We start from the raw sequence: 25665 nt of genomic DNA, 5'->3' as shown, positions 1-25665 counted from the left end.
GTTATTTTTTATTAAGTACATATCGTTTTTTAGAAATCTTAATCCTAGCAGAGTATATAAATTGGGTGATAAAAATGTGGAACATAATTACTTCTTATCTTCCAGATTGGAAAGTCTTTGTACAAGCTTTTATCTTGTTTTTAATTCCGTATACTATCTCAAGATTTTTTCATTGGGTTCGTATGTCAGAGAAAGAGTGGGAAGAATGAGTTGGTGGAAGTCAAGAGACAAACAAGTGAAAAAAAATAATATTCAAATTAAAACGAAACAAGAGCATAAACCATCTCAAAATGCAAACGTTCATTTCACAAATGATTTTGCCTCTAACTTAGAACTTATAAAGCAACAAATCGGACATAATTCTGATGTTCGCTTTCGGAAGTTTAATATTGGACGCACAGATATTCAAGCTGGGATCGTTTTTGTTGATGGTCTATCAGATAAAGAGATAATTGACAAACATATTATGAAATTACTAATGGATGATTTTTCTGATGAATATAAAAATGAATCTTCTTATGTGGAGGGGACTGTTTCAAAAGAATATATTAAAAATAAAGTTCTTACAATTAGTGAAGTAGCAGAAGTCCATTACATAAAAGATTTAATACCCAAAGTATTGATAGGTTCAACAGCTCTTTTAATTGATGGTTTAGCAGATGTGTTTATTCTTGGTACAACAAAAGCAAATAAACGAAATATTGAAGAACCAGTATCGGAGGCATTAGTCAGAGGGCCACGGGTCGGTTTTACTGAAGTATTGAGTGATAATACCTCACTTTTGCGACGACACTGTGCGGATGAGAACTTATCATTAGTAAAGCTACCAGTAGGAGAACGTGCAAAGAAAGAGTTAGTTGTCGCATTTATTAAAGATCTTGCTAGTACAGAATTGGTGGATGAAATAAAAAACAGAATTCAGAAAATTGACATAGACAGTGTACTCGAATCTGGTTATATAGAGCAACTTATTGAAGATAATTATCTCAGTCCTTTTCCGCAGATTCAAAATACAGAACGACCTGATCGTGTTATTAGTGCTTTAATGGAAGGTCGAGTAGCTATTTTGTTAGATGGAACACCATTTGTTTTAATTGCTCCAGTTACATTTAGTATGCTGCTGCAATCACCAGAAGATTATTATGAAAGGTGGCTTCCTGGTACGCTTCTCCGCTTATTACGCTTCATGACAGCTTTTGTTTCATTATTTGCTCCAGCACTATATATTTCTTTTATTTCATTTCATCCAGGATTAATTCCCACTAAGCTCGCTATTTCTATTATCGGATCGCGAGAAGGAGTTCCTTTTCCCGCTTTAATAGAAGCGTTAATTATGGAAGTAGCTATCGAAGTTTTGCGAGAAGCAGGTTTACGTCTGCCTAAACCGATTGGGCCTGCAATGGGAATTGTGGGTGGTTTAATAATTGGTCAGGCTGCCGTAGAAGCAGGAATTGTTAGTCCAATAATGGTTATCGTTGTTGCGGTAACAGCTATTTCTTCTTTTACTATTCCGCAATATAGTGTGGGAATTACGTTACGCATTCTTCGTTTTATAGCTATGTTTTGTGCTGCGATATTTGGCTTGTATGGAGTTATTCTCTTCTTTCTTTTACTTTGCAGTCATTTAGTGAAACTGAAAAGTTTTGGCGTTCCTTATACCAGCCCTGCTGTTCCATATCGATTTAGTGACTGGAAAGATTTTATGGTTCGCATGCCATTAAAAATAATGAGACGTCGACCAAAAATAATGCATACCAAAAAAAATATCCGCAAAAGGTAGCTGATGACGAAAGGAAGTGGCCTTCAGTGATTACTAAACTTAAAGACCGAATAACAACTTCGCAAGCAGTTGTTATTATTGTAAATTACATACTTGGGACAGGAATCCTCACTTTGCCCAGAGCATCTGTGGAAAAAGTGAAAACACCAGATGTATGGCTAAGTGTGATATTAGGTGGAATACTGGCAATGGTTTCAGGAGTAATTATGGTCAAATTAAGTCAGCAGTTTCCAGAAAAAACATTTTGCCAATACAGTCAAGATATTGTAGGGAAATGGATAGGCAGGTTGCTTAGTTTTCTTATTATAGGGTATTTTCTTACAACTTCAGCATTTCAAATTCGTTCAATGGCAGAAGTAATAAGCTTTTTTTTGCTCGAAGGAACCCCCACATGGGCTATTGTTATGCCTTTTATGTGGATAGGTCTCTATTTGATTATGAGTGGTATTAATTCAATTGCACGGATGTTTGAAATAATATTTCCTATTACTGTTTTTATTTTTTTAATCATTTCCTTTATGAGCATCGGAATATTCGAGATAGATAATCTCCGTCCCGTATTGGGTTTGGGGATTAAACCAGTGTTAGATGGGATAAAAACAACGTCTCTCGCATATACAGGTCCTGAAATTATGTTAATTCTTTTGGTATTTATGGAACAACGAAATAAAGCAGTAAAAGCTATTTTAGTTGGAATTTCTATTCCGTTAATCTTTTATGTAATAACTGTTGTAATGGTCATTGGTGCATTATCAATTGATGGGGTTGTAACAAGAACATGGCCGACAATTGATCTTATGCGCAGTTTTGAAATTTCTGGATTGATATTTGAACGTTTTGAATCTTTATTGCTTGTAATATGGATTATGCAAATATTTGCTACCTATACGATTAGTTATTATGCAGCTGCATTAGGATTAGCACAACTCTTTAAAAAGGGAATTCATCCGTTTATTTTTGCTTTGATTCCAATCATTTACATCATTGCTATGACTTCGAAAAATATAAATGACTTGCTTAAATTGGGGGATATGCTCGGTAATGCTGCTTTATTTTTATTTGGTTTACTGCCACTGCTTCTTCTTATTATTACGCGATTAAAAGGAGGAGTAGTGTGAAAAATAAATTTAATTATATGCGGTTCTATTTGGCTTTGTTATGGACGCTTTTGCTTCTATTTTTAACAGGATGTTGGAGCAGTAAAGAAGTAGAAGAGTTGAGTTTAACTGCAGGTATAGCACTAGATAAAGGGAAGGATTCAACAATTGAGAAAGAGGATGAGGAAGGAGGTTATCCTAAAAGAAATCTTATAACAGCTACTTATCAAATTGTTAGTTCGCAAGCACAAAGTAAAGGAAATGGACAACAAAAACGTTATATAAATGTTTCTGAGACCGGTGATTCCATTCATCAAATTGTTCGTGAGTTTTCATTGAAAAGAGAGAGCACAATGTTCAGCCCACATTTAAAAAACATTGTTATTAGTGATAGTCTTGTACGTACATTCAGTTTAGAACAATTACTTGAACAGTATCTCCGTGACAATGAAGTTCGGCTTAGCTGTATGCTCTTAATTAGCAAGGGTCTAGCGAAGGAGGTACTGGAATCAAACAAAAAAGGAGAAATCCCAGCATTTCGTTTGTCTGGAATTGCAGATAATAGAAATAGAACAACAAGGATTTTACCTCCTGTATCGCTCGCTAAATTGGAAGGAAAGATGCGGTCAGGGTCCAGTTTTCTTTTGCAAAATGTAATCTCGATAAAAGGGGAAACAAAATTTGCAGGAGCTGCTGTAATTAAAGGGAAGACAAAAAAGTTGATGGGCTTTTTAAATGAACAGGAATTGGAAGGAGTAGTATGGATAAATGGAAAAAGGAATGGTGGTGTGGTAAAAACTTTTGATAAAGAATCAAAGAAACTCATTATATACGAGATAAAGTCAATAAAAAGCAAAATCATACCACATGTTAACGGAAATAATATTTCCTTTGATGTAAACATTGAATCAGAAGGGCGTTTGTCTGAAAATTGGATGCAATCAGGAAAAGATTTTGAAAATGAATTTTTAAAAAGGGAAGAAAAAGCTATTGAAAAAGAAGTAAAGCACTTAGTACATCATGTTACAAAAAAAATACAAAAAGAATACCAAGTCGATATTGCGGGTTTTGGCAACCAATTAAGAATTAAACACCCGAGAACATGGGAGAAAGTCAAAAAAGATTGGGATCAAACATTTAGTAAAGTACCGATTAAATATCATATAAATGTAACTATACAAGATTATGGAGCGTCAAGTTTAAAACGGTGAGATACATTAATTGAAATTATATTTACATCAAAACAAAAAGTTATAAAAGTTTTAATTTGAAAATTTTTGTAACTTTTTGTTTTTTTATGTCCTTCTTATTATAGATTAAAGAAATGATTTTATCCCGCTATTTGCCGGGCAGTAAGACCCACACCTCAAAATTCAGCGAAAGCAAAGAAGTTATTAGAGGTATATGTAAGCTCTATATAGGAAGGAGAATTTTGAAATTCTATTGATAAACCAAGTAATTGTAATAGCCCTTATTTAGAATAATAATTTCAAAATCAATAAAATTTAGAGTAGAAGGAGTAAGAGCAAATTATTATGAATAAACAAATAGGATTCATCGGATGTGGAAACATGGGTATTGCTATGATAGGTGGGATGATTAAAAAAAATATAGTTTCTCCAGATCAAATAATTTGTTCAGATTTAAATGTCATTAATTTAAAAAATGCTAGTAATGAATATGGCATAACTATAACTACTAACAACAATGAAGTCGCTAACAGCGCTGACATTTTAATTTTATCAATCAAACCAGATTTATACTCATCGGTAATTAACCAAATAAAAGATCAAATAAAAAATGATGTAATCGTTGTAACTATTGCTGCAGGAAAAAGTATTAAGAGCACTGAGAATGAATTTGGTAGAAAGTTAAAAGTTGTTAGAGTAATGCCTAATACACCGGCACTTGTTGGAGAAGGAATGTCTGCGTTATGTTTTAATGAAATGGTTACAGAAAAAGATATAAAAGAGGTACTGAACATATTTAATATTTTCGGCCAGACGGAGGTCATAAATGAAAAACTAATGGATGTTGTTACATCTATTAGTGGTTCTTCTCCAGCATATGTGTATATGTTTATAGAAGCCATGGCAGATGCTGCTGTACTTGGCGGTATGCCGAGAAAACAAGCTTATAAATTTGCGGCTCAGGCTGTATTAGGTTCTGCAAAAATGGTATTGGAAACAGGAATACATCCAGGTGAATTGAAGGATATGGTTTGTTCTCCAGGTGGAACGACGATAGAGGCTGTAGTAACGCTAGAAGAAAAAGGTTTAAGAACAGCTATCATTTCAGCTATGAAACGTTGTACGCAAAAATCTATGGAAATGTCTAGTTTAACTAGTAAGTGAGAAGCGAATTTATATAATATTTTAAATCTATTTAATGTAAAAGAAATATTATGAGGCTAGTTAATAACTAAGTAAATTTATATACAACACTAACGAGAAGAATAAACCTTATTTTAAAGGGGATACAGAAAATATGAGTAATTTACTAAAAAAGAAATCCGTTACACAATTGTTAGAGCATAATCAAAGTAAGACTTTAACGAAAACATTAGGAGCATTTGATTTAATTATGTTAGGGGTAGGCTCGATAGTTGGAACGGGCGTTCTTGTGTTAACTGGATTAGTAGCAGCAAGAAATGCTGGCCCAGCAGTTGTTTTTTCATTTATACTTGCAGCAATTATATGTGGATTTATAGCATTATGTTACGCGGAAATTGCTTCTACACTCCCGGCGTCTGGTAGTGTATATACATACTCATATGCAACAATTGGTGAGTTTGTTGCTCATCTAGTAGGTTGGTCATTGCTATTAATATATATCGTGGCAACAGCGGCTGTCGCTACTGGATGGACAGGCTATTTCCACAATTTAATAAAGGGATTTGGATTAGAGATACCTAAAGCTCTAGTAACGATTCCTTCGCATGGTGGTATTGTGAATCTACCAGCAGTAATCATTACATTGATATTAGCATGGATGTTATCCCGTGGTACGAGGGAAAGTAAACGAATCAATAATACAATGGTATTGATTAAAATTGGAATGATTTTGTTGTTTATTACGGTTGGTATATTCTATGTAAAACCAATGAACTGGATACCAATTGCACCATACGGTTTAAGTGGAGTTTTTACGGGTGGAGCAGCTATTTTATTCGCTTTTACGGGTTTTGATATATTAGCAACTTCAGCAGAAGAAGTAAAAGATCCGAAACGTAATCTTCCGATCGGTATTATTGCATCATTAATCATATGTACAATTATTTATGTTATGGTATGTCTTGTTATGACAGGAATGGTTTCCTATAAAGAATTAAATGTTCCTGAGGCGATGGCTTATGTAATGGAAGTTGTAGGACAAGGAAAAGTCGCTGGTGCAATTGCTGCAGGTGCTGTAATTGGCCTTATGGCTGTTATTTTTTCCAATATGTATGCGGCAACACGAGTATTCTTTGCAATGAGTCGTGATGGATTGTTACCGAAATCATTTGCGAAAGTTAATAAGAAAACTGGAGCACCCACTTTTATAACTGGATTGGCAGGAATAGGGAGCTCTATAATAGCTGGGTTTATTGATTTGAAAGAATTAGTTAATTTAGTTAATATCGGTAGTTTGGTGACGTTTGCGTTAGTTTGTCTATCAGTTATTATTCTACGTAAATCACACCCAAATTTAAAACGTGGATTTATGGTACCTTTTGTACCTGTATTACCATGCGTTGCAATTGTATGCTGTGTGTTTTTAATGCTAAATTTACCGTTAAGGACATGGGTGTACTTTAGTATTTGGATTACTATTGGGGTAGTAATATATTTCCTTTATTCGATAAAACACAGTAATTTAAATGAGGAAACGATCTCGAAATTACATGATAAAATTGCGAGATAATAACGATAGAAAATTTTATTAATAATCATATTGATAGTTGAGGAACATAGAAACAGTTTTTTGACATTTAGCAAGAGATAAAATAAGAGATGCTAGGGCAGCTAAGTACTTTTTTAGAAACCTTGCTTGTTTTTTACGATTTAAAACTGCTAAGGAGAGAGAAGTATGAGTGAATTGCATTTTATGAGTATAGAAGAATTAGATAATAAATTGAAAAAATCTGACAGTGGTATTTATTTCATTAAAGATTATAATGACAATATTATTTATGTAGGCAAGGCTTTTAGTATAAAAAGTAGAGTATTAGCTCATTTTAATAGTTATTCCAATATTGAGGAATATGTCCATTTATTTAATAAAGTAGCGTATCTCATTGAAGATAGTTTGTTAAAACGCTCATTGTTACAAGTTACTTATATGATTAAATATAAACCAGTATTAAACAAAGAAGTACAAAAAGAATTCCCAGAGTTGTATACTCAATACATTAAGCAGACAAATAAAAAATCTATGTTGTTAGAAATTGATGAAGCTAAAGAAAAAGGGGATGAGTTAAAGAATAAATTAGTAAAATTAGTGGGTGGAAAAACTATGTTTTATGACATAATTTCTCTGTTAAACAATGGATATAACTATCATGTCCTCGCAAAAGTATTGAACATAGAACTTCAAACTTTAATTATAATAAAAGAACACCGAAATAAATTCCCGATACCACATAATTATAAGAGGACAATAAAACATCAAGATATAATGTATGCTTTATCTGGAAAAAAGAATTTAAGTACTTCAAGGTTAAACACTTAACTTTAAAATAGTAAATTCGTTGCTTTTGTAGTTTTTATTGTTATATTGAAATGCAATGTACATTTGTGTTTCAAATTTAATTGGTGTAATAAGGGGAGGGAAAGGGTTCCTATAAAAACACTGGAATAAATTAGGTTGCTCATGCATAAATAGCATAATTAGGTACATGTTATTTATAAATATTCAAAGATGCGAAAGTAATACAAATGAAATTCTTATTTCTGCTACTACAAGTACTATTGAGCAAATGAAGTATGAAATTGCTTTTGAACTAGGAGTCACACTGGGACCTGATACATCACATCATCTGCAAATGGTTCGGATCGGTGGAGAGATTACAAAACGCTTAGTTCGAATGGCTGAAAAACAGTTAACAGGTCAATACAGAGTACACTAAGAAAATAATCCGTATATATATATGGATTATTTTTCCTTTAATTTACAAAAAAATAAATTTCGAAATTGAAAAAACCTCTCAGATTCCTTTGTAATAAACTTTTTTAGTTGTATTAATGACATAGGTATCAAAAGATAATCAACCCGATACGAACAATGTATGGGCCCTTAAAAGAGTTTTGGTGTTATTTGCAATTTTAATTTCATAATACTTAAGCCGATATAATAAAATGTTTTATGTCTAAATTGATATAAAGTAATAATTATTAAGTGATATTTCTTTTTTATAGAATAAGTAAAAACTGATATTGTAGTAATTACTGTTTTGAGGTCAATTTACTGTGCACCTTAATTATTGAAGTTTTTTTGTTGATTAACAACTATTATATTTGGAAATTAATAATAAGTTTATCCCGCTATTTGCCGGGCAGTAAGACCTCCACCTCAAAATTCAGCGGAAGCAAAGAAGTTAGGTGGGGGCGGGCTGCCCGTAAAAGCCCGATTGGTGAGGGCTAATAATCAGTGGGGGATGAACAAAGCCCCCACCGATTAAAGTTTCACTTTATGTGATGCGGTAATAAAACTATCTAGTTTGCTATTCTTAGTATTTGTAAAGTCTATATATTTTTCCTCTTTTGTGGAAAGTAAAACTATTGTTACGACTAGTAATATAGTGTCATGTTTTTGAATATTCCATTCGTTTTTTATTTTTAGTTGATGAAAAGACCTTTCTCTCAATTAAATATTTAATTGAGTACTTGAATTTCCTCCACCTTGTACTTTTCAAAGCATAGTGCTTCAAAAATAGCCGTATCGCTTTCATCTGTTTCCAATTTCACAAATTCTTTATTATCTTTTTCTAAAATTTGGAGCAAAATAGTTTTTCAGTTTCACATTTAAATTAGCAGTATTTATTTTTTGAATTCAATTTGTATAAATGATTGAATTGGAACTTTGACTGTTGTTTCTTGCGGTGGTACAGTATCTCCTGTTACTTTCGCTTTATTTTAAATCTTTTTCCAGCTTGGTCCTCGCATTGACTACCACTGTATTTTGAAGTACTTCACTGTTTTCTCAAGTTCAATAATTATATTTTGTAGAATTAAGAAAAGAACTTAGTGTATTTCCTTTACTTATCTACTCTGATATTTAGATGCTAACTACAATTAAATAATATATGATTTTTATAAAAAAGATATAGTAATATTTTGTTGTGAATTGTACTAATTTGATATTTTATAGTATTATTTGTCGTGAATTATATATAACAAAATATATTTTATGGATCTATAAAGGAGAATGTAATGAATACTTCTATCGATATACAACACTTGTGTGATCTTGCACATAAAGCATTTAATGCCCCTGTACATATTTTATCTGCAGACAGAAAAATTTTATATCATTCTACATCTGATAATGTTTGTAGTCCTTTTTATTCTTCAAAAGAAGAACATCTTAGTGATATTTATCAAGAAAACGATCCCTGTAACTTGCCACTTTTTCGAAGCAACAACTATCTTGAAAATTTTGTTCTAATTCATATAGAAAATCATGATGATATTAAAGGGACTATTATAATCGGTCCTACTATACATTCAAAAGATTCAGATGATATGATCATAAAATTTCAGAAAGAATTTAAATCAAATGATAACATTCAAGAAAGACTTGCCTATTATCAGTGTTTATCTGAGATTAAAAAAACTACATTAATTGATATGGGAATTTTATTACATTACATGATTTTCAATGAAAAGTTAGATGTAGATATTGTCTTGGAAAAAAATAAAGTACTAGAGGAAACTCCTAATAAAAATGTGAAACCTGATTTATATATTTTAAAACGTCGACAAAACAAACCTAAAACGCACAATATGGCATTAGTAAATGATTTCTTTTCGACTATCAAAGAAGGAAATAAAAAAAAGTTAATACAGTATATGTATGCGGTTTCGCAAGAAGATGTTGAACTTATGCTAGTAGAGGATCCGCTCAGGAATCAAAAAAACCTTGGAATTATTGCGATTACCTTAGCCACTCGATATGCAATAGAAGGAAATCTGCCACCAGATATTGCTTTTGCCCATAGTATTTTATATATACAAACCCTAGAACAATTAGATAATGTAGAATCTGTAAAGCGATTATCAGGGGACGCTTTACGTACCTTTGCAGATCGTGTGAAAGAATACAATGCAAAAAAGTATTCTTACGCGGTTACTACATGTATAAAACATATTAATAAAAATGTTTACGATGGAATATCTCTGAATGAACTTGCTAATCATTTAGAAATTACGCCTACTTATCTGTCTAAACTATTTAAAAAAGAAATGGGAATTACTTTAAGCGAATATATTCAAAGGGAACGAGTGGAAGAAGCAAAGAAATTATTAACCCTCACTACTTATTCGTTATCAGATATCTGTGCTTGGCTTAACTTTAATGACCAAAGTTATTTTATAAGAGTTTTCAAAAAAATCACTAGCATGACTCCTAGGCAGTACCGTGAAAAATATACAATAATATAAGCTTGTTATTTGCTGTCTCCAATGTAAAGACTTAAACATGGGTGTAAGTATCCCAAAAGATGAAAATACTGGACTTATTACTCTAGAAAGAGTTTGTGATTTGTCTAGAAAAAGAACTTGTATTCAAATAGACGTATGAGATTAACCAGATATTATCTTGTTAGCAGAACAGTTTCAATTTTTAGGAGTTAGAAAAATAATGGAGAAACAAAGTATATCTATTTTTTAAATAACAATCATGTGCTGAATTTATCCCGCTATTTGCCGGGCAGTAAGACCTCCATCTAAAAATTCAGCGAAAGCAAAGAAGTTAGGTGGGGGGCGGGCTGCCCGTAAAAGCCCGATTGGTGTGGGCTAATAATCAGTGGGGATGAACAAAACCCCCACTGATTAAAGTTGCACTTTATCGGTATAGTTCTGAATCAGATAAACTAGTCTGATGTCAGCTCAAACAAATAGCTCTTGAAGACTTTATAAACACATATGTGAGCAAAAGCTCAATGGAAATCTTTGTACCATATTGTTAATTTGAAAAAATACACTAACCGTTATTTTGCTAAAGGAAATAAAAAGACAGAAGGCTGCAAAGTGTTCCAAGGAAGCTTTGCAGCTTTTTTGTAATTTAAAACCTATGTTTATAACGAAGATAAGTTTATAGACTAATATCTTCATACTGTATATTTATTAATAATGATATTAGGATTTTTTGTTAAAAATCAACAATATAACATATATTACTAAATATATCTACATTTTATGCAATTATACATAAGTAAATAAAGGTAAAAAAGTATAAAAAGACCTATTATATTATTCTATAAGTATTTTTTCTAAAATAAAATTTCTTGGTTGAGCTAAAATAGTTATTTTTAACCGTATACACATTAATTTGTAATCATTCCAATTACAGAAATGAAATTTACGAATAACTATATTTATATAATTTTTTTCGGGACATATTTTTATTTAACAGTGAATTATCGAGCTTAATCGACAAAATTTTTCTATTTACGCATTAAAAATTTAATGTTTTAATGAACAACATAACTGGTATGACCATACAGAAAGGAGAAGGTTACGCTAATAGGAATTATAGTAAAGTTGTAAGTAACATTATGTCTTTAATAATTTTCTAAATAGTCAATTCATTTACAAGAGGTCAAGAATCAAATTGGTAATAAACGTGTTCTAAGTTTCTGCGTAACAAAAGTGAAGTTATTCCGCAATAAAAGTATAAGCAATGTACAGTATAATTTCATCTTTTGTTGTCTAGTAAGGAGTTTGCTGACAAAACTAAGAGGGATATTATCAAATTGAAATTAAACAATGTTATGACAAGATTAACTGTAAGCATTGGTTTATTGATCCTCACGATTCTGTAAGTTAAACCGCAACTTTAGGAAAGAATTAATAATTTACTACTCATAAGGTGCCTGATTCAAATATAGTTAATAAATTTTTGTTATTTATATTTTAAAAAATAGAGTATCGAAATGAGAGATAAATAAAATCCTTATATCCTATTAGAAGTAAAAAACAACGATATTAACGTATCTGAAAGATTTCTCCTTCTTATCCAGTTTACAAAGAGAGCGGTCGTACAAGTTATATGAATTAAGTTATAAAAACAATGGTAAAGGAGTGTACGGAATGAAAACTAAAATAATGACAGGATTTTTAATAACATCCATTGTAACTGGAGCAACTATTCCTATCAATACTCTCGCAACACCAATCGTTCAAGCAGAAACTCAACAAGAAAACATGGATATTTCTTCATCATTACGAAAATTAGGTGCGCATTCCAAATTAGTCCAAACGTATATTGATCAATCTTTAATGAGTCCTAATGTACAGCTAGAGGAAGTCCCAGCTTTAAATACCAATCAATTCCTAATCAAACAAGATATGAAGGAATGGTCATCGGAACTCTATCCACAGTTAATTCTATTAAATTCAAAAAGTAAAGGATTTGTAACAAAATTTAATAGTTATTACCCGACATTAAAATCGTTTGTAGACAATAAAGAAGATAGAGAAGGGTTTTCGGATAGACTTGAAGTACTTCAAGAAATGGCTATGACGAATCAAGAAAATGCGCAACGACAAATCAATGAATTAACAGATCTTAAATTACAGCTTGATAAAAAATTAAAAGATTTTGATACTAATGTGGCAACTGCGCAAGGCATACTAAGTACAGATGGAACAGGAAAAATAGATCAGTTAAAAAATGAAATATTAAATACCAAAAAAGCAATTCAAAATGATTTACAGCAAATTGCATTAATACCAGGGGCTTTAAATGAACAGGGATTTGCTATATTCAAAGAAGTTTATAGTCTTTCAAAAGAAATTATTGAACCGGCTGCTCAAGCAGGGGTGGCAGCGTATAACAAAGGAAAAGAAATTAACAACTCTATTTTAGAAGCGGAGAAAAAAGCGGCGCAAGAAGCGACAGAACAAGGTAAAACTGCTCTAGAGATTGAAGCAGCAAAAAAAGCAGCTCGTGAAGCAATTGAGAAAAGCAAACAAGGTGAAATAGCAGCCGCAGCCGCAGCAAAAACACAAGAGTATGACCTGATGAAGGTCATTGATACCGAAAAGATTAAGAAAACATTTGGCGTTTTTGCTGAAGTAAATAAATTAACAGCAGAACAGCGAGCATATTTAGATGATTTAGAGAAACAAAATCAAAAAATATATGATTTAACAACGAAATTATCAATAGCTGATTTACAAAAATCAATGCTTCTTCTTACACAAAATGATTTGCATACGTTTGCAAATCAAGTAGATGTAGAACTGGATCTACTAAAGCGCTATAAAGAAGATTTAAATCTAATAAAAAATAGTATTACAAAATTATCCACTAATGTTGATACAACTAACGAGCAGTCTCAAAAAGATACATTAAGACAATTAAAAAATGTAATAAGTTACCTTGAAGAACAAGTATATAAATTTTAATATTGCGTTTTTTGGTAATTCATAAAGATTATAAGCATTTAGCGAAAGAAGGAGAATAGTCATGAAAAAATTTCCATTCAAAGTATTAACTTTAGCTACATTAGCAACAGTTATAACTGCTACTACCGGTAACACTATTCATGCATTTGCACAAGAAACGACCGCTCAAGAACAAAAAGTAGGCAATTATGCATTAGGCCCCGAAGGACTGAAGAAAGCATTAGCTGAAACAGGGTCTCATATTCTAGTAATGGATTTATACGCAAAAACAATGATTAAGCAACCAAATGTAAATTTATCTAATATCGATTTAGGCTCAGAGGGGGGAGAGTTGCTCAAAAATATTCACCTTAATCAAGAGCTGTCACGAATCAATGCGAATTACTGGTTAGATACAGCGAAGCCACAGATTCAAAAAACTGCTCGTAATATTGTAAATTACGATGAACAATTTCAAAATTATTACGACACATTAGTAGAAACTGTACAAAAGAAAGATAAGGCAGGTCTAAAAGAGGGTATAAATGATTTAATTACTACAATCAATACAAATTCAAAAGAAGTTACAGATGTGATTAAGATGCTACAAGACTTCAAAGGGAAACTATATCAAAATTCTACAGATTTTAAAAATAATGTTGGTGGTCCGGATGGGAAAGGTGGATTAACTGCAATATTAGCAGGTCAACAGGCAACGATTCCACAACTTCAAGCTGAAATTGAGCAACTTCGTTCTACTCAGAAAAAACATTTTGATGATGTATTAGCATGGTCAATTGGTGGTGGATTGGGAGCAGCTATTTTAGTTATTGCAGCTATTGGAGGAGCGGTAGTTATTGTTGTAACTGGCGGTACAGCAACACCGGCTGTTGTTGGTGGACTCTCGGCTCTTGGTGCAGCTGGTATCGGTCTAGGAACAGCGGCTGGTGTCACAGCATCTAAGCATATGGACTCCTATAATGAAATTTCTAACAAAATCGGAGAATTAAGTATGAAAGCAGATCGTGCTAATCAAGCAGTTCTTTCGCTTACTAACGCGAAAGAAACATTGGCATATCTATATCAGACTGTAGATCAAGCGATATTGTCTCTAACAAATATTCAAAAGCAATGGAATACAATGGGTGCAAATTATACAGATTTATTGGATAATATCGATTCTATGCAAGACCACAAATTCTCTTTAATACCAGATGATTTAAAAGCCGCTAAAGAAAGTTGGAATGATATTCATAAAGATGCAGAATTCATTTCAAAAGATATTGCTTTTAAACAGGAGTAGAACTGAAATTTAAAACCTAAATTGGAGGAAAATGAAATGATAAAAAAAATCCCTTACAAATTACTCGCTGTATCGACGTTATTAACTATTACAACTGCTAATGTAGTTTCACCAGTAACAACTTTTGCAAGTGAAATTGAACAAACGAACAATGAAGATACAGCACTTTCTGCAAATGAAGCGAGAATGAAAGAGACCTTGCAAAAGGCTGGATTATTTGCAAAATCTATGAATGCCTATTCTTATATGTTAATTAAGAATCCTGATGTGAATTTTGAGGGAATTACCATTAATGGGTATGTAGATTTACCTGGTAGAATCGTACAAGATCAAAAGAATGCAAGGGCACATGCCGTTACTTGGGATACGAAAGTAAAAAAACAGCTTTTAGATACATTGAATGGTATTGTTGAATACGATACAACATTTGATAATTATTATGAAACAATGATAGAGGCGATTAATACAGGGGATGGAGAAACTTTAAAAGAAGGGATTACAGATTTACGAGGTGAAATTCAACAAAATCAAAAGTATGCACAACAACTAATAGAAGAATTAACTAAATTAAGAGACTCTATTGGACACGATGTTAGAGCATTTGGAAGTAATAAAGAGCTCTTGCAGTCAATTTTAAAAAATCAAGGTGCAGATGTTGATGCCGATCAAAAGCGTCTAGAAGAAGTATTAGGATCAGTAAACTATTATAAACAATTAGAATCTGATGGGTTTAATGTAATGAAGGGTGCTATTTTGGGTCTACCAATAATTGGCGGTATCATAGTGGGAGTAGCAAGGGATAATTTAGGTAAGTTAGAGCCTTTATTAGCAGAATTACGTCAGACCGTGGATTATAAAGTAACCTTAAATCGTGTAGTTGGAGTTGCTTACAGTAATATTAATGAAATGCACAAGGCGCTTGATGATGCTATTAACGCTCTTACTTATATGTCCACACAGTGGCATGATTTAGATTCTCAATATTCGGGCGTTCTAGGGCATATTGAGAATGCAGCTCAAAAAGCCGATCAAAATAAATTTAAATTCTTAAAACCTAATTTAAATGCAGCGAAAGACAGTTGGAAAACATTACGAACAGATGCTGTTACATTAAAAGAAGGAATAAAGGAATTAAAAGTGGAAACTGTTACTCCACAAAAATAGGGAAATATTAATTCTGTTGTAAAGTGAACTAAAACATAGAAAGTCTATGATTACACTGTTAAACAGAAAAGTAATAATTAATAAATCCTTATATAACAGAAAGGCGGAGTCTCATTAAAGACTTCGCCTTTCAATTATATATAAGTATGATTCGAATAAAAAATAACCTTGTAGTTTAATTGCTTTTTTAAAATTTGCAACAGAATCGGTTAATTTGAAGCAGATTATATACATTTTCTTTAATACTTAATGATTTGAAGGCTGCTAAAGAAAGTTCAAACGATACTGATAAAAGATGTAGAACTCATTTTGAAAGACATCGCTTTTTAATAAGATTAGAACTTGAAACCATACCTTATATAGGAGGAATACGAAATGATGAAAAAAATCCCTCATAAACTACTCGCTGTATCAGCATTTTTAACTATAACAACTACTTATGCAGTCATACCACTAGAAACTTTTGCAATTGAAATTGAACAAACGAACACTGAAAATATGTCTCTTTCAGCAAATGAAGAACAGATGAAAAAAGCTTTGCAAGATGCTGGTTTATTTGCAAAAGCTATGAATGAATATTCTTATTTGCTAATTAATAATCCAGATGTGAGTTTTGAAGGAATAACTATTAATGGAAATGCAGATTTACCTAGTAAAATTGTACAAGATCAAAAGAATGCAAGAGCACATGCTGTTACATGGAATACACAAGTAAAAAAACAGCTTTTTGATACATTGACAGGCATTATAGAATACGATACAAAATTTGAAAATTATTATGAAACATTAGTAGAGGCGATCAATACTGGAAATGGAGATACTTTAAAAAAAGGGATTACAGATTTACAGGGAGGAATTCAACAAAATCAAAAGTCTGCAAAAGCATTAAAAGAAGAATTAATTCAATTAAAAAATGCTATTGGAGAAGATGTTAGAACATTTGGAAGTCATAAAGAGACATTGCAATCGATTTTAAAAAACCAAGGTGCTGATGTGGAGGCTGACCAAAAGCGTCTAGAGGACCTTTTAGGACAAGTAAAATATCAGAAAGACATAGAATCTAAGGGCTTAGACATGGTGAAAATCCCCTTTATTCCAACCTTGATTGCTGGTGGCATAATGATAGGTGATGCAAGAGGTAAGTTAGGTTGGCTAGAACCTGAATTAGCAAAATTGCGTCAGACTGTAGATTATAAAATAACATTGAATCGTGTAGTTGGAGTTGCATTTCATAATATTAGTGATATGCATAGTATGCTTGATAGTGCTATCACTGCTCTTACTTATATGTCTACGCAATGGGAGGATTTAGATTCTCAATATTCGGGTGTACTGGGACATATTGATAAAGCTGATCAAAAAGCTGATCAAAATAAATATAAATTCTTAACCCCTAGCTTGAATGCAGCGGAAAACAGTTGGAAAACATTAAAAACAGATGTTGTCACTTTGCAAGAAGGGATAAAAATTGCAGAGAAAAAAGAACAGGATTTTTTGAATCAGCTTCGTCCATCAAACGTTTTCTACTTTTATAAAAAAATTCATAACGCATACACTTTTGAAATAAAGACTGGAACAAATGCGCCAAATGCGTCTTATAAAGTTATGAATTTAACTAAAAACACTGTTCATAATATGTGGAGTGGAGGGGCTAATACTAACATGTGGGCTGATTGGCTTTCATTCAATCCAAATGATGAATTTGCGGTAGTAGCAGTAGTGGATGGTAAAGAATATGTTGTGTATAAAGACAAAGTACAAAATATAATGAACTGAATCTGAAAGTAACGAAGTAATTGGAGCTGGACAATAAACTAGACAACAAGTTAATTGAAAAATCTCCTTATATCCTAGAATATTTTGCTCAAGAAAAAGAATTTGTTCAGCGAAAAAGTAAATATTGAACAAAGGAGTTAGTTGTCTTATGTGTATGGTTTTACCGAAAGGTTTCAAGTACATTACTCATACAATTATGTAGTTATCCTGAAGCATCTACAGGTGTTCTTATCGACCTTGAAGAACTACTTAGCTTCCTAAGTTGAGTGATTTTATGCAAAATTAAGTAAACGTTTTTGTACATAGATTAGTTGACATTTATATAGTTTTTTTCCATTTTTAAAGATAGTTTTGTTTTTTATGTTATTTTTCAAAAATTACTGCTGAAATTTCTATATTCATCACTCAGCATATAATCATTGTTTGATGAAATGACATACCACGTCCCTTAGAGTTTCAGACATATTACGATAAATTAAAGAAAAAAGATAATAGTAGTCAACGGTTACTATTATCTTTTTTGAACTATTTTTCATTAAAATATCTCATCTGCTGTGCCCCTTATTTACTTTTCTAGATTTTATCCTAGTTTAAAATTTATGTATTTGAACTGTTTATACAATTTGTAGGATTTTTAGCTTTTTTGTCGAATACACTTAATGCAAGGAGGGACATTACATGATTATTAAAGATTATTTCATCAACCTTTCTATTTTTTCTTTATTAGTTAGCGCAGCAATATTTATTCAAGTGTTTACAATTAATTCTAGTCGATATTTTGAAAAGCTCTATGGAGGGATTATTGCAGTTACGTTAATGTTCTTTTCTTTTCCATACATGGGATTTTCCTACGATCTTCGAGTTGTTCCTCTTATTCTATCTTTTATTTACTTTGGTCGTATTGCTGGTTGGATTACGTTAATTAGCATAATTGTAATGCGTATCTTTTACACAGGAGGGTACTGGGAACCTCCTGTGATTGCTTATTTAGGTATGGGGATTCTATTTTCTACCTTTAAAACTTATTTTAAAAAACTACATCCTTTTAAAAGTGCATCGTTATATTTTTCTGTTTTTATTGGAATAAAGTGGCTAGTTGGCGTATTATTTAATACTACATTACTTTACACAGGAGGCTTATTATATATAGCGTTAGGACTTTTAATTGGGCTATTTCTTATGGAAGCCTACCAGAGATTGTATTATTTAACACAGGACTTATCTAAAATGAATCGAGAATTAAAAAAATCGAAGCAAGAACTTGCAGATACCGTACATGAGCTTCAAGGAGGAATTTTTAAATTTAAAAAAGTGGGTAAGCACTTTATACACACTTTATGTGATGGACAGTTTTATTATCAAAACGGATTTTATTCTGAACAGGTGGTAGGAAAAAGCTTACGTACTATTGATGCTTCTATTGTTCCTCCACATTTAGTTCCACAATTGATGAAGTACTATCTTCAGGCATGGGAAGGAAAAGAAATTATATTTGAATTACCTTGGCCAAATGATAAAACTATTATTCTTATTGCGCTTAGGCCGATTAAACGAAATGGACAAGTTATTGAAGTTGTTGGTTCTACAGTTGATATAACCGAAAGGAAAAAGGTAGAATCAGAATTAAGCGCTACCAAAGAATTATTGGAATCATTTATAAAGCACAATCTAGATGCTATTACCATTTCTGATCGAGAAGGGCATATTTTACAAGCGAATAAAGCTTATGAAAAGATATTTGGGTGGTCATCACAAGAAATCATAGGTAAGAGATTACCTTGTGTACCAGATTTTTTAATGGAAGAATCGCTTAAAAATATTCAGAAAATTCTAACAGGTGAATCTGTGGTTACTAGATTAGAAACTGTTAGACAAAGGAGCGATGGGAGTCTTCTTGATGTCAGTCTGACAGTTTCTCCTATACTAGATGTAAGAGGAAATGTGATAGCTTTATCAGCAATATGTAGAGACATCTCTGAAAGAAAACAAGCAGAAAGAGAACGACATCGATTACACCAGCAATTAAGAGATAGTGAAATGAAGTACCGTGCACTAATTGAACAAGCAACTGATGCGGTATATGTAGTAGAGCTGAATGAAGATAATGCTCCAAGTCGATTTATTGAGGTAAACCCTGTTGGGTGTAGAAGATTTGGATATAGTAGAGAAGAGTTGCTCTCATTATCATTTTCAAATGTAGTACCACAAGATTCTCAAATAATCGTAAGGTTATTAGAAAAAATTAAAAAGGGACAAACTTCCTTCACTTTGCAAGATGAATATGTTTTTCCAACAGGAAAAGTAATAACAACTGAGTTTAGTGTTCGTGTTTTTAACTTAAATGGTAAAAAAGTTTTCCTAAGTATTTCTCGTGATATCACTGAACGGCTAAAAACAGAAGAATTATTACGAAAATCTGAAAAACTTGCTGTTGTAGGACAATTAGCGACTGTAATGGCTCATGAGATTAATAATCCATTAACTGCAATGAAAGGGTTCATGCAATTACTAAAATCAACGGAAAATGAAAATAATCAAGGTTATATAAATATAGTATCATCAGAGATTGAGCGTATAGAGAGTATTACAACTGAATTTATGGCGGTAGCCAAACCACAGGTGGTAAAAATAAAACCTAATGATATTAGTGTGCTAATGGATCAAGTTTTAATGCTACTACAACCTCAAGCAATGATGAATAATATAAAAATTAGAATCGATCTTAACCCTGGTATTCCATTGATTTCATGTGAAGGAAATCAATTAAAGCAAGTATTTGTTAATATATTAAAAAATGCAATTGAATCTATGCCGATGGGAGGAGAAATTCTCATTCAATTAAATATACTTGATAATAATCAATTAAGTATTCGTTTTATCGATCAAGGGTGTGGGATTCCAAAAGAACGTATACCATACCTTGGAGAACCTTTTTATAGTATTAAAGAAGAGGGGATTGGCTTAGGGTTAATGATCTGTTATAAAATCATTGAAACACATCAGGGAAAGGTATTTATTGAGAGTGAAGTGAATAAGGGAACTACAGTTGAAGTCACTCTCCCTATTTGTACACTTCAAAATTAATATGTTCTTTTACTGAAATTTTTTAAGAAACCATACAGAATGTAATGATAATGTTACTTAATGAAATAATAAAGAGAAGAACACTGGTAAATGTACCCTATAGAATAGACACTTGAAAAAGCCTGTTATAAAAACATCCTTTCTTTAGAACCAAAAGAAAGGATGTTTTTAATATTGTAATTTTTCTTGGGGATATTTAAAATTTTTACTTTTAATACATTTTTTAACTAATTTTGGTTAAGTTAGTTAAAAAGGCATTATTTTTAATGAGCATATTGACATATAAATATCCCTCATTTTTAAAATAGAAATTTCTAAAAACTATATATAGGTTCTTTTTGAAAGGAAGGGTATTATCAATTGAAACCACATGAAAAAGTACCTGTTCACTCTATAAAATCTTTGCAGGAATTAATGCAATTACTAAAAAAATCTAAAGATTTTATAACGTTGGAGATCGCTTCAAACAAATCCTCTATAGTCATTTCATATTTTAGAACCTTAATCGATGTAAATATATTTCATGAAGAGGTTTTAACTTATATAAAAGAGAAGAGCTGCGATTCATTACAAGATATTCGGTCTGTCTTACCCTTTGAAAATTCAAAAATAACAAATCAAATTGAAGATATTCAGGATAGTATTTTAAATGGCTATATACTTATTCAGTTCGATACAGATAAACTAAATTGTTTGTTAGTAAATGTGTCAAAGAAAGAAAAAAGGGATATTACAAAAGCTGAAATTGAATACAATATTGTGGGTCCGCAAATCGCATTTGTCGAAGATTTAGATGTAAATTTAAATTTAGTACGTAGAAAGCTCCCAACACCTTATTTACAAATGAAGGAATTGAAAGTAGGCTCTCTCTCTAACACAACTGTTGGGATTGTATTTATTGAGGGAATTGTAAATGATCAAAATCTACAAGAAATTATAAAAAGGGTAAGTCAAATAAAAACAGACCATGTTTTGGATAGTACTTATTTGATGCAGTTAATTGCAGACAACCCAAATTCTATATTCCCTCAATTTTTGAATACAGAACGTCCGGACCGTGTGGCAGCTGTATTAGCAGAAGGGAAAATTGCACTTTTTGTAGATGGCTCGCCTTATGCCATCACTCTTCCAACAACATTAATTGATTTTTTTTCTACGACAGAAGATTACACCATGCCTTGGATTATAGCCTCTTTTTTTCGTCTATTAAGGCTTTTTGCTTTTATATTTTCTGTCTTAACGACGCCATTATATGTCTCGATCTTAACATATCATTACGAGCTTATCCCAAAAGAACTTCTTGAAACGTTAATCATATCGAGAAGTAAAGTACCTTTTCCTCCATTAATTGAAGCACTTTTTTTAGAAATAACGATTGAATTACTGAGAGAAGCAGGGGCACGTTTACCAACTAAAGTGGGTTTAACTGTCGGTATCGTAGGTGGTATTGTAATTGGACAAGCATCGGTAGAAGCAAGTCTTACAAGTAACGTACTTATTATCATTGTTGCACTTTCAGCTCTTAGTTCATTTACAGCACCAATATATCGAATTGGTAATACAATTCGAGTAATTCGTTTTCCTTTTATAATATCTGCACACCTATTGGGCTTATTAGGAATTGTTTTAACAAGTTCTTTCCTTTTAGTACGCTTATTACGTACAGAATCATTAAGACGTCCTTATTTGTTCCCTTTTTATCCTACACGTCCTACAGATTGGAAAGACAGCATTATACGTATGCCAATCTCAGCGATGTTTCGACGTCCTATTTTTTCAAGGTCTAAACAGCGTTTTCGCTTTAATCCAGAAGAGGTAGAGAAAAATAAAATCATATCACGAAATGATTTTGATGATTGAATTTAACAGGGAGGAGCATTATGAAACAGATCCCAATTGAGTATCAAGTCTCGCCATATATGGTATTTTTTTTAATTATTACTATACAGTTGGGAGTTGGTATGCTTGGTTTTGAAAGGATTAGTGCAAAATTAGTTGGAAATGATGCGTGGATTAGCACGCTACTTTTTGGAATATCTGTTAATGTTATGATTTGGATCATATATCAGATTTTAAATCAGGGTAATGGAGACATCATTGCAATCAATCAAAACGTACTTGGAAAATGGATTGGTGGATTGCTCAACTTCATTTTTTTATCCTATATTGTATTGTTAGGTGCAACAACACTACATACTTATATCGAAGTAGTACATGTTTGGATGTTTCCTTCAATTTCATCTTGGGTTATAGCAGGGGCTTTTTTGGGTCTATGTTATTACATTGTTACTGGAGGATTTCGTGTAGTTGCCGGAATCGGCTTCTTTGGAATCGTTATCCCAAGCATTCTAATCTTCACATTTTTTTATCCTTTGCAGTATGCAGATTTCCAGAATTTATTTCCAATTGCACAGCATTCATTCCTAGAAATTATGAAAGGAATGAAAGGAAATATGTTTAGTTTTTTTGGATTTGAAATGTTATTGCTGTACTACCCATTTATTAAAAAGGCAAAAACGTCTCAAAAATATGCGCACTATGCAAATTTAGTAACGACTATTGTCTACACATACCTTATGATTTTAACTCTTGCATTTTTTAGTGAAAAACAACTAGCGAGTGCGATATGGGCATATTTAAGCATGATTAAAATTATACAATTTCCCTTTATAGAGCGGTTTGAATACATTATTGTTTCTGTTTGGGCTTTTTTTATATTACCCAATGTTTCCTTTACATTATGGGGAGTAAGTCGTGGTATAAAAGAGGCACTGGGAATAAAGCAAAAATATGTTTTGCCAGTTATCATCCTATTCATCTTTGTTTTATCATTTTTCTTGAATAATCGTAATAAAATTAACTTATTAAATACTTGGACAGGTCAAATGGGCTTTGTATATATATATGTATACCTACCTGTACTATGGCTAATTCAAGCGGCCAAAATAAAGTTAAGGAGATAAACATGAAGCGATGGATACTTTTCCTTATATTAAGTGTCTTCTTAATAGGTTGTGCTAAAACGAAAATTGTGGATGACATTGACTTAGTTCAAGTTGCGGCATATGATACCGAAGCAGAAGGTAAGCTAAAAGGAACCTTTGCGATTTCAGCTTATAAAGGAGGCGGGGAAGGTGAAACAAAAATCTATTCAGCATCAGGCCAGACTGGTAGAGAAGTTCTTGCAAGAGCATCCGAAAAATCTTCTGGACCTCTAGAGTTGGGGCAATTGCGTGTTATTATATTTAATGAAAAAATAATTGAAAAGGGAATGCAGGAAATTTTAGAGACTTTGAACCGAAATCCTAGTGTAGGAAATGCAATTTATTTAGCAATTACAAATGTAAAAGGGGAATCACTATTAAAGGGGAACTATTCTAAAGAAAAAGAAATTGCTTCCTATCTATCCTCTTTACTGGAGCAAAATATGGACAATGGAACGCAGCCCAAAACAAATTTTTTTATGTTTTTAAACCAACTTAATGATGATGCGAGAGATTCCTATTTACCGATAATATCTAAAAAAGGTAACGTGTTGGAGTTAGATGGAATAGCACTTTTTAAAAGATGTAAAATGGTTGATAAAGTGAACCCTAAAGATTTATTTGTATTTAAATTGTTGACAGATAATTTTAAACAAGGTACATACCAATTCAAACTACCTGGTTCTTCAAATACTTACGCTACGATAGAGAATATAAAAGCTAGAACAAAATATAAGATGGAGGGGAATAGTAAGCATCCATTCGTAAATGCTCATATTCAAGTTAAAGCTGAAATTCAAGAATTTACAAAAACAAAAAATCTAGATAATCCTAAAGAAATAAAAAAATTAGAAAAAATTATGGAAAAAGAAATAGAAAAAAAAGCAACTACATTGATAAAGAGATTTATTAAAAAAGACACAGATCCTATAGGACTTAGAAAGCTTGGTAGAACTCACGTAAGAAAATGGAACAGTCAAGAATGGGAAGAATCCTATAAAGATTTACGTTTTCGTGTAACAGCTGATGTAAAAGTAACCCAATCTGGTGTCACAGAATAAATCAAATAAGATATGGGAAATTTTAATAAAAAATATAGTCTCGCAGGAGATTAGGGAGAAGAGAAACGATTAACAAAGAATTTCATAAACATTAAGATGCTTTGTTAATCGTTTTTATACCTGTAGCTTTATCACTTATAGTAATCATAATTATAATAAAAGAACAACGAAACAAATTCCCGATACCACATAATTATAAGAGGACAATAAAGCATCAATATATAATGTATGCTTTGTCTGGAAAAAAGAATTAAGTACTTCAAGGTTAAACACTTAACTTTAAAATAGTAAATTCGTTGCTTGTAGCACTTCAACTAGACTGTGTCCCCGAAAGTTAGAAAGGTCGGTTTGTTAAGTAGCCTCTAGGGAATGAGCCTAGTACAATACCGGATTCATTCCCTTTTATTTTTCCTTGATTCTTTCATGATTATAGTACTTTATATACTTTGCTAATTCTTGTTTGAATTCTGTTATACTTTCAAATTCTCTCGATACAGAAATAGACATACAAAAACGCCATTCTTTCTTATAAATCTACAGAAAGAATGGCGTATTCTTCAAAAGTGAGTTCCTTTATTGAAAAGCTTTAGTTCTATATGACAGATAAAAGGGCAAGCAACGCTAAAATAGCGAGAAGTCCTTGTTTCATGATAATTGATTTATTGGATGTGAGACCTCCGAAAATAGCTGCTACCCCACACAAATGATGAAAAATAATTGAATCATATAACCAATGGGATTGTTTCCAAGTATAAGTCCCCAAATGAGGCCAGCTGCTAAGAATCCATTATATAAACCGTTTACAAATTAATTGTCTAAGTATTTCT

The 25665-nt window shown here is 32.0% G+C and carries 17 protein-coding genes and 4 pseudogenes; 18 read left to right on the top strand and 3 right to left on the bottom strand.

Features of this window, described 5'->3' with window-relative positions:
* Nucleotides 1–205: 205 nt before the first annotated feature.
* From AB6801_RS18665 to AB6801_RS18635, 7 genes are all read left to right on the top strand, one after another.
* Nucleotides 206–1780 (top strand): spore germination protein, encoded by a 1575-nt coding sequence (locus AB6801_RS18665; protein ID WP_103652778.1) that lies wholly within the window; start codon nucleotides 206–208, stop codon nucleotides 1778–1780.
* Between the two features lie 26 nt (nucleotides 1781–1806).
* The gene (locus AB6801_RS18660) at nucleotides 1807–2898 is read left to right on the top strand and encodes a spore germination protein (protein WP_098330450.1); all 1092 of its coding nucleotides are present in this window, start codon (nucleotides 1807–1809) and stop codon (nucleotides 2896–2898) included.
* Nucleotides 2895–4088 (top strand): Ger(x)C family spore germination protein, encoded by a 1194-nt coding sequence (locus tag AB6801_RS18655; protein WP_000790799.1) that lies wholly within the window; start codon nucleotides 2895–2897, stop codon nucleotides 4086–4088. The genes AB6801_RS18660 and AB6801_RS18655 overlap by 4 nt, the downstream gene beginning before the upstream one ends.
* Before the next feature lie 324 nt (nucleotides 4089–4412).
* Nucleotides 4413–5231, top strand: coding sequence for a pyrroline-5-carboxylate reductase (gene proC / locus AB6801_RS18650; RefSeq protein ID WP_001041290.1), 819 nt, complete (start codon nucleotides 4413–4415; stop codon nucleotides 5229–5231).
* Nucleotides 5232–5364: 133 nt separating this feature from the next.
* A complete protein-coding gene (locus AB6801_RS18645) occupies nucleotides 5365–6780 on the top strand; it encodes an amino acid permease (protein WP_098330449.1) in 1416 nt (471 codons plus the stop codon).
* 165 nt (nucleotides 6781–6945) lie between these two features.
* Entirely contained in the window at nucleotides 6946–7587 is a 642-nt protein-coding gene (locus AB6801_RS18640) for a GIY-YIG nuclease family protein (RefSeq protein WP_001292158.1), read from the top strand.
* A gap of 166 nt (nucleotides 7588–7753) precedes the next feature.
* Entirely contained in the window at nucleotides 7754–7984 is a 231-nt protein-coding gene (locus AB6801_RS18635) for an alpha/beta-type small acid-soluble spore protein (RefSeq protein WP_000897397.1), read from the top strand.
* Between the two features lie 745 nt (nucleotides 7985–8729).
* Here AB6801_RS18635 and AB6801_RS18630 read toward each other — a convergent pair.
* The gene (locus AB6801_RS18630) at nucleotides 8730–8858 is read right to left on the bottom strand and encodes a peptidase (RefSeq protein ID WP_097999695.1); all 129 of its coding nucleotides are present in this window, start codon (nucleotides 8856–8858) and stop codon (nucleotides 8730–8732) included.
* 429 nt (nucleotides 8859–9287) lie between these two features.
* Between AB6801_RS18630 and AB6801_RS18625 the strand changes: the two genes are divergently transcribed.
* The 11 genes and pseudogenes from AB6801_RS18625 to AB6801_RS18575 all read left to right on the top strand — a co-directional run.
* Nucleotides 9288–10517 carry a helix-turn-helix domain-containing protein gene (locus AB6801_RS18625; protein ID WP_001097905.1) on the top strand — a complete coding sequence of 410 codons (1230 nt, stop codon included), beginning with the start codon at nucleotides 9288–9290 and terminating at the stop codon, nucleotides 10515–10517.
* 1650 nt (nucleotides 10518–12167) lie between these two features.
* Nucleotides 12168–13487, top strand: a complete 1320-nt coding sequence (gene hblC / locus AB6801_RS18620; protein WP_000850227.1) for a hemolytic enterotoxin HBL lytic component L2 — start codon at nucleotides 12168–12170, stop codon at nucleotides 13485–13487.
* Between the two features lie 61 nt (nucleotides 13488–13548).
* Complete coding sequence (gene hblD / locus AB6801_RS18615) at nucleotides 13549–14769, top strand: hemolytic enterotoxin HBL lytic component L1 (protein ID WP_000714435.1); 1221 nt, start codon at nucleotides 13549–13551, stop codon at nucleotides 14767–14769.
* 36 nt (nucleotides 14770–14805) lie between these two features.
* On the top strand, nucleotides 14806–15933 hold the full coding sequence (gene hblA, locus AB6801_RS18610; RefSeq protein ID WP_061655838.1) for a hemolysin BL binding component B: 1128 nt from the start codon (nucleotides 14806–14808) through the stop codon (nucleotides 15931–15933).
* Nucleotides 15934–16308: 375 nt separating this feature from the next.
* Entirely contained in the window at nucleotides 16309–17709 is a 1401-nt protein-coding gene (gene hblB / locus AB6801_RS18605; RefSeq protein WP_098330448.1) for a hemolysin BL regulatory component HblB, read from the top strand.
* Between the two features lie 20 nt (nucleotides 17710–17729).
* Nucleotides 17730–17957: pseudogene (locus AB6801_RS18600) on the top strand (hypothetical protein); the annotation flags it as partial.
* Nucleotides 17958–18387: 430 nt separating this feature from the next.
* Complete coding sequence (locus AB6801_RS18595) at nucleotides 18388–20793, top strand: PAS domain S-box protein (RefSeq protein ID WP_097998414.1); 2406 nt, start codon at nucleotides 18388–18390, stop codon at nucleotides 20791–20793.
* 360 nt (nucleotides 20794–21153) lie between these two features.
* Entirely contained in the window at nucleotides 21154–22653 is a 1500-nt protein-coding gene (locus AB6801_RS18590) for a spore germination protein (RefSeq protein WP_097999684.1), read from the top strand.
* 20 nt (nucleotides 22654–22673) lie between these two features.
* Nucleotides 22674–23756 carry a GerAB/ArcD/ProY family transporter gene (locus tag AB6801_RS18585; RefSeq protein ID WP_097999683.1) on the top strand — a complete coding sequence of 361 codons (1083 nt, stop codon included), beginning with the start codon at nucleotides 22674–22676 and terminating at the stop codon, nucleotides 23754–23756.
* A 2-nt stretch (nucleotides 23757–23758) separates the two neighbouring features.
* A complete protein-coding gene (locus AB6801_RS18580; RefSeq protein ID WP_000832860.1) occupies nucleotides 23759–24838 on the top strand; it encodes a Ger(x)C family spore germination protein in 1080 nt (359 codons plus the stop codon).
* Between the two features lie 146 nt (nucleotides 24839–24984).
* Nucleotides 24985–25115, top strand: a pseudogene (locus tag AB6801_RS18575) (excinuclease ABC subunit C); the annotation flags it as partial.
* A gap of 125 nt (nucleotides 25116–25240) precedes the next feature.
* Here the strand turns inward: AB6801_RS18575 and AB6801_RS18570 are convergent.
* Nucleotides 25241–25327, bottom strand: a pseudogene (locus tag AB6801_RS18570) (IS3 family transposase); the annotation flags it as partial.
* A gap of 103 nt (nucleotides 25328–25430) precedes the next feature.
* Nucleotides 25431–25636: pseudogene (locus AB6801_RS18565) on the bottom strand (DUF1304 domain-containing protein); the annotation flags it as partial.
* Nucleotides 25637–25665: the final 29 nt, after the last annotated feature.

The sequence above is a fragment of the Bacillus sp. RCC_6_1 genome, from assembly GCF_041360755.1.
Classification (GTDB): Bacteria; Bacillota; Bacilli; order Bacillales; family Bacillaceae_G; genus Bacillus_A; species Bacillus_A cereus.
Note: the sequence above shows the minus strand (reverse complement) of the source record. Positions and strands in the feature narration are given on the sequence as shown.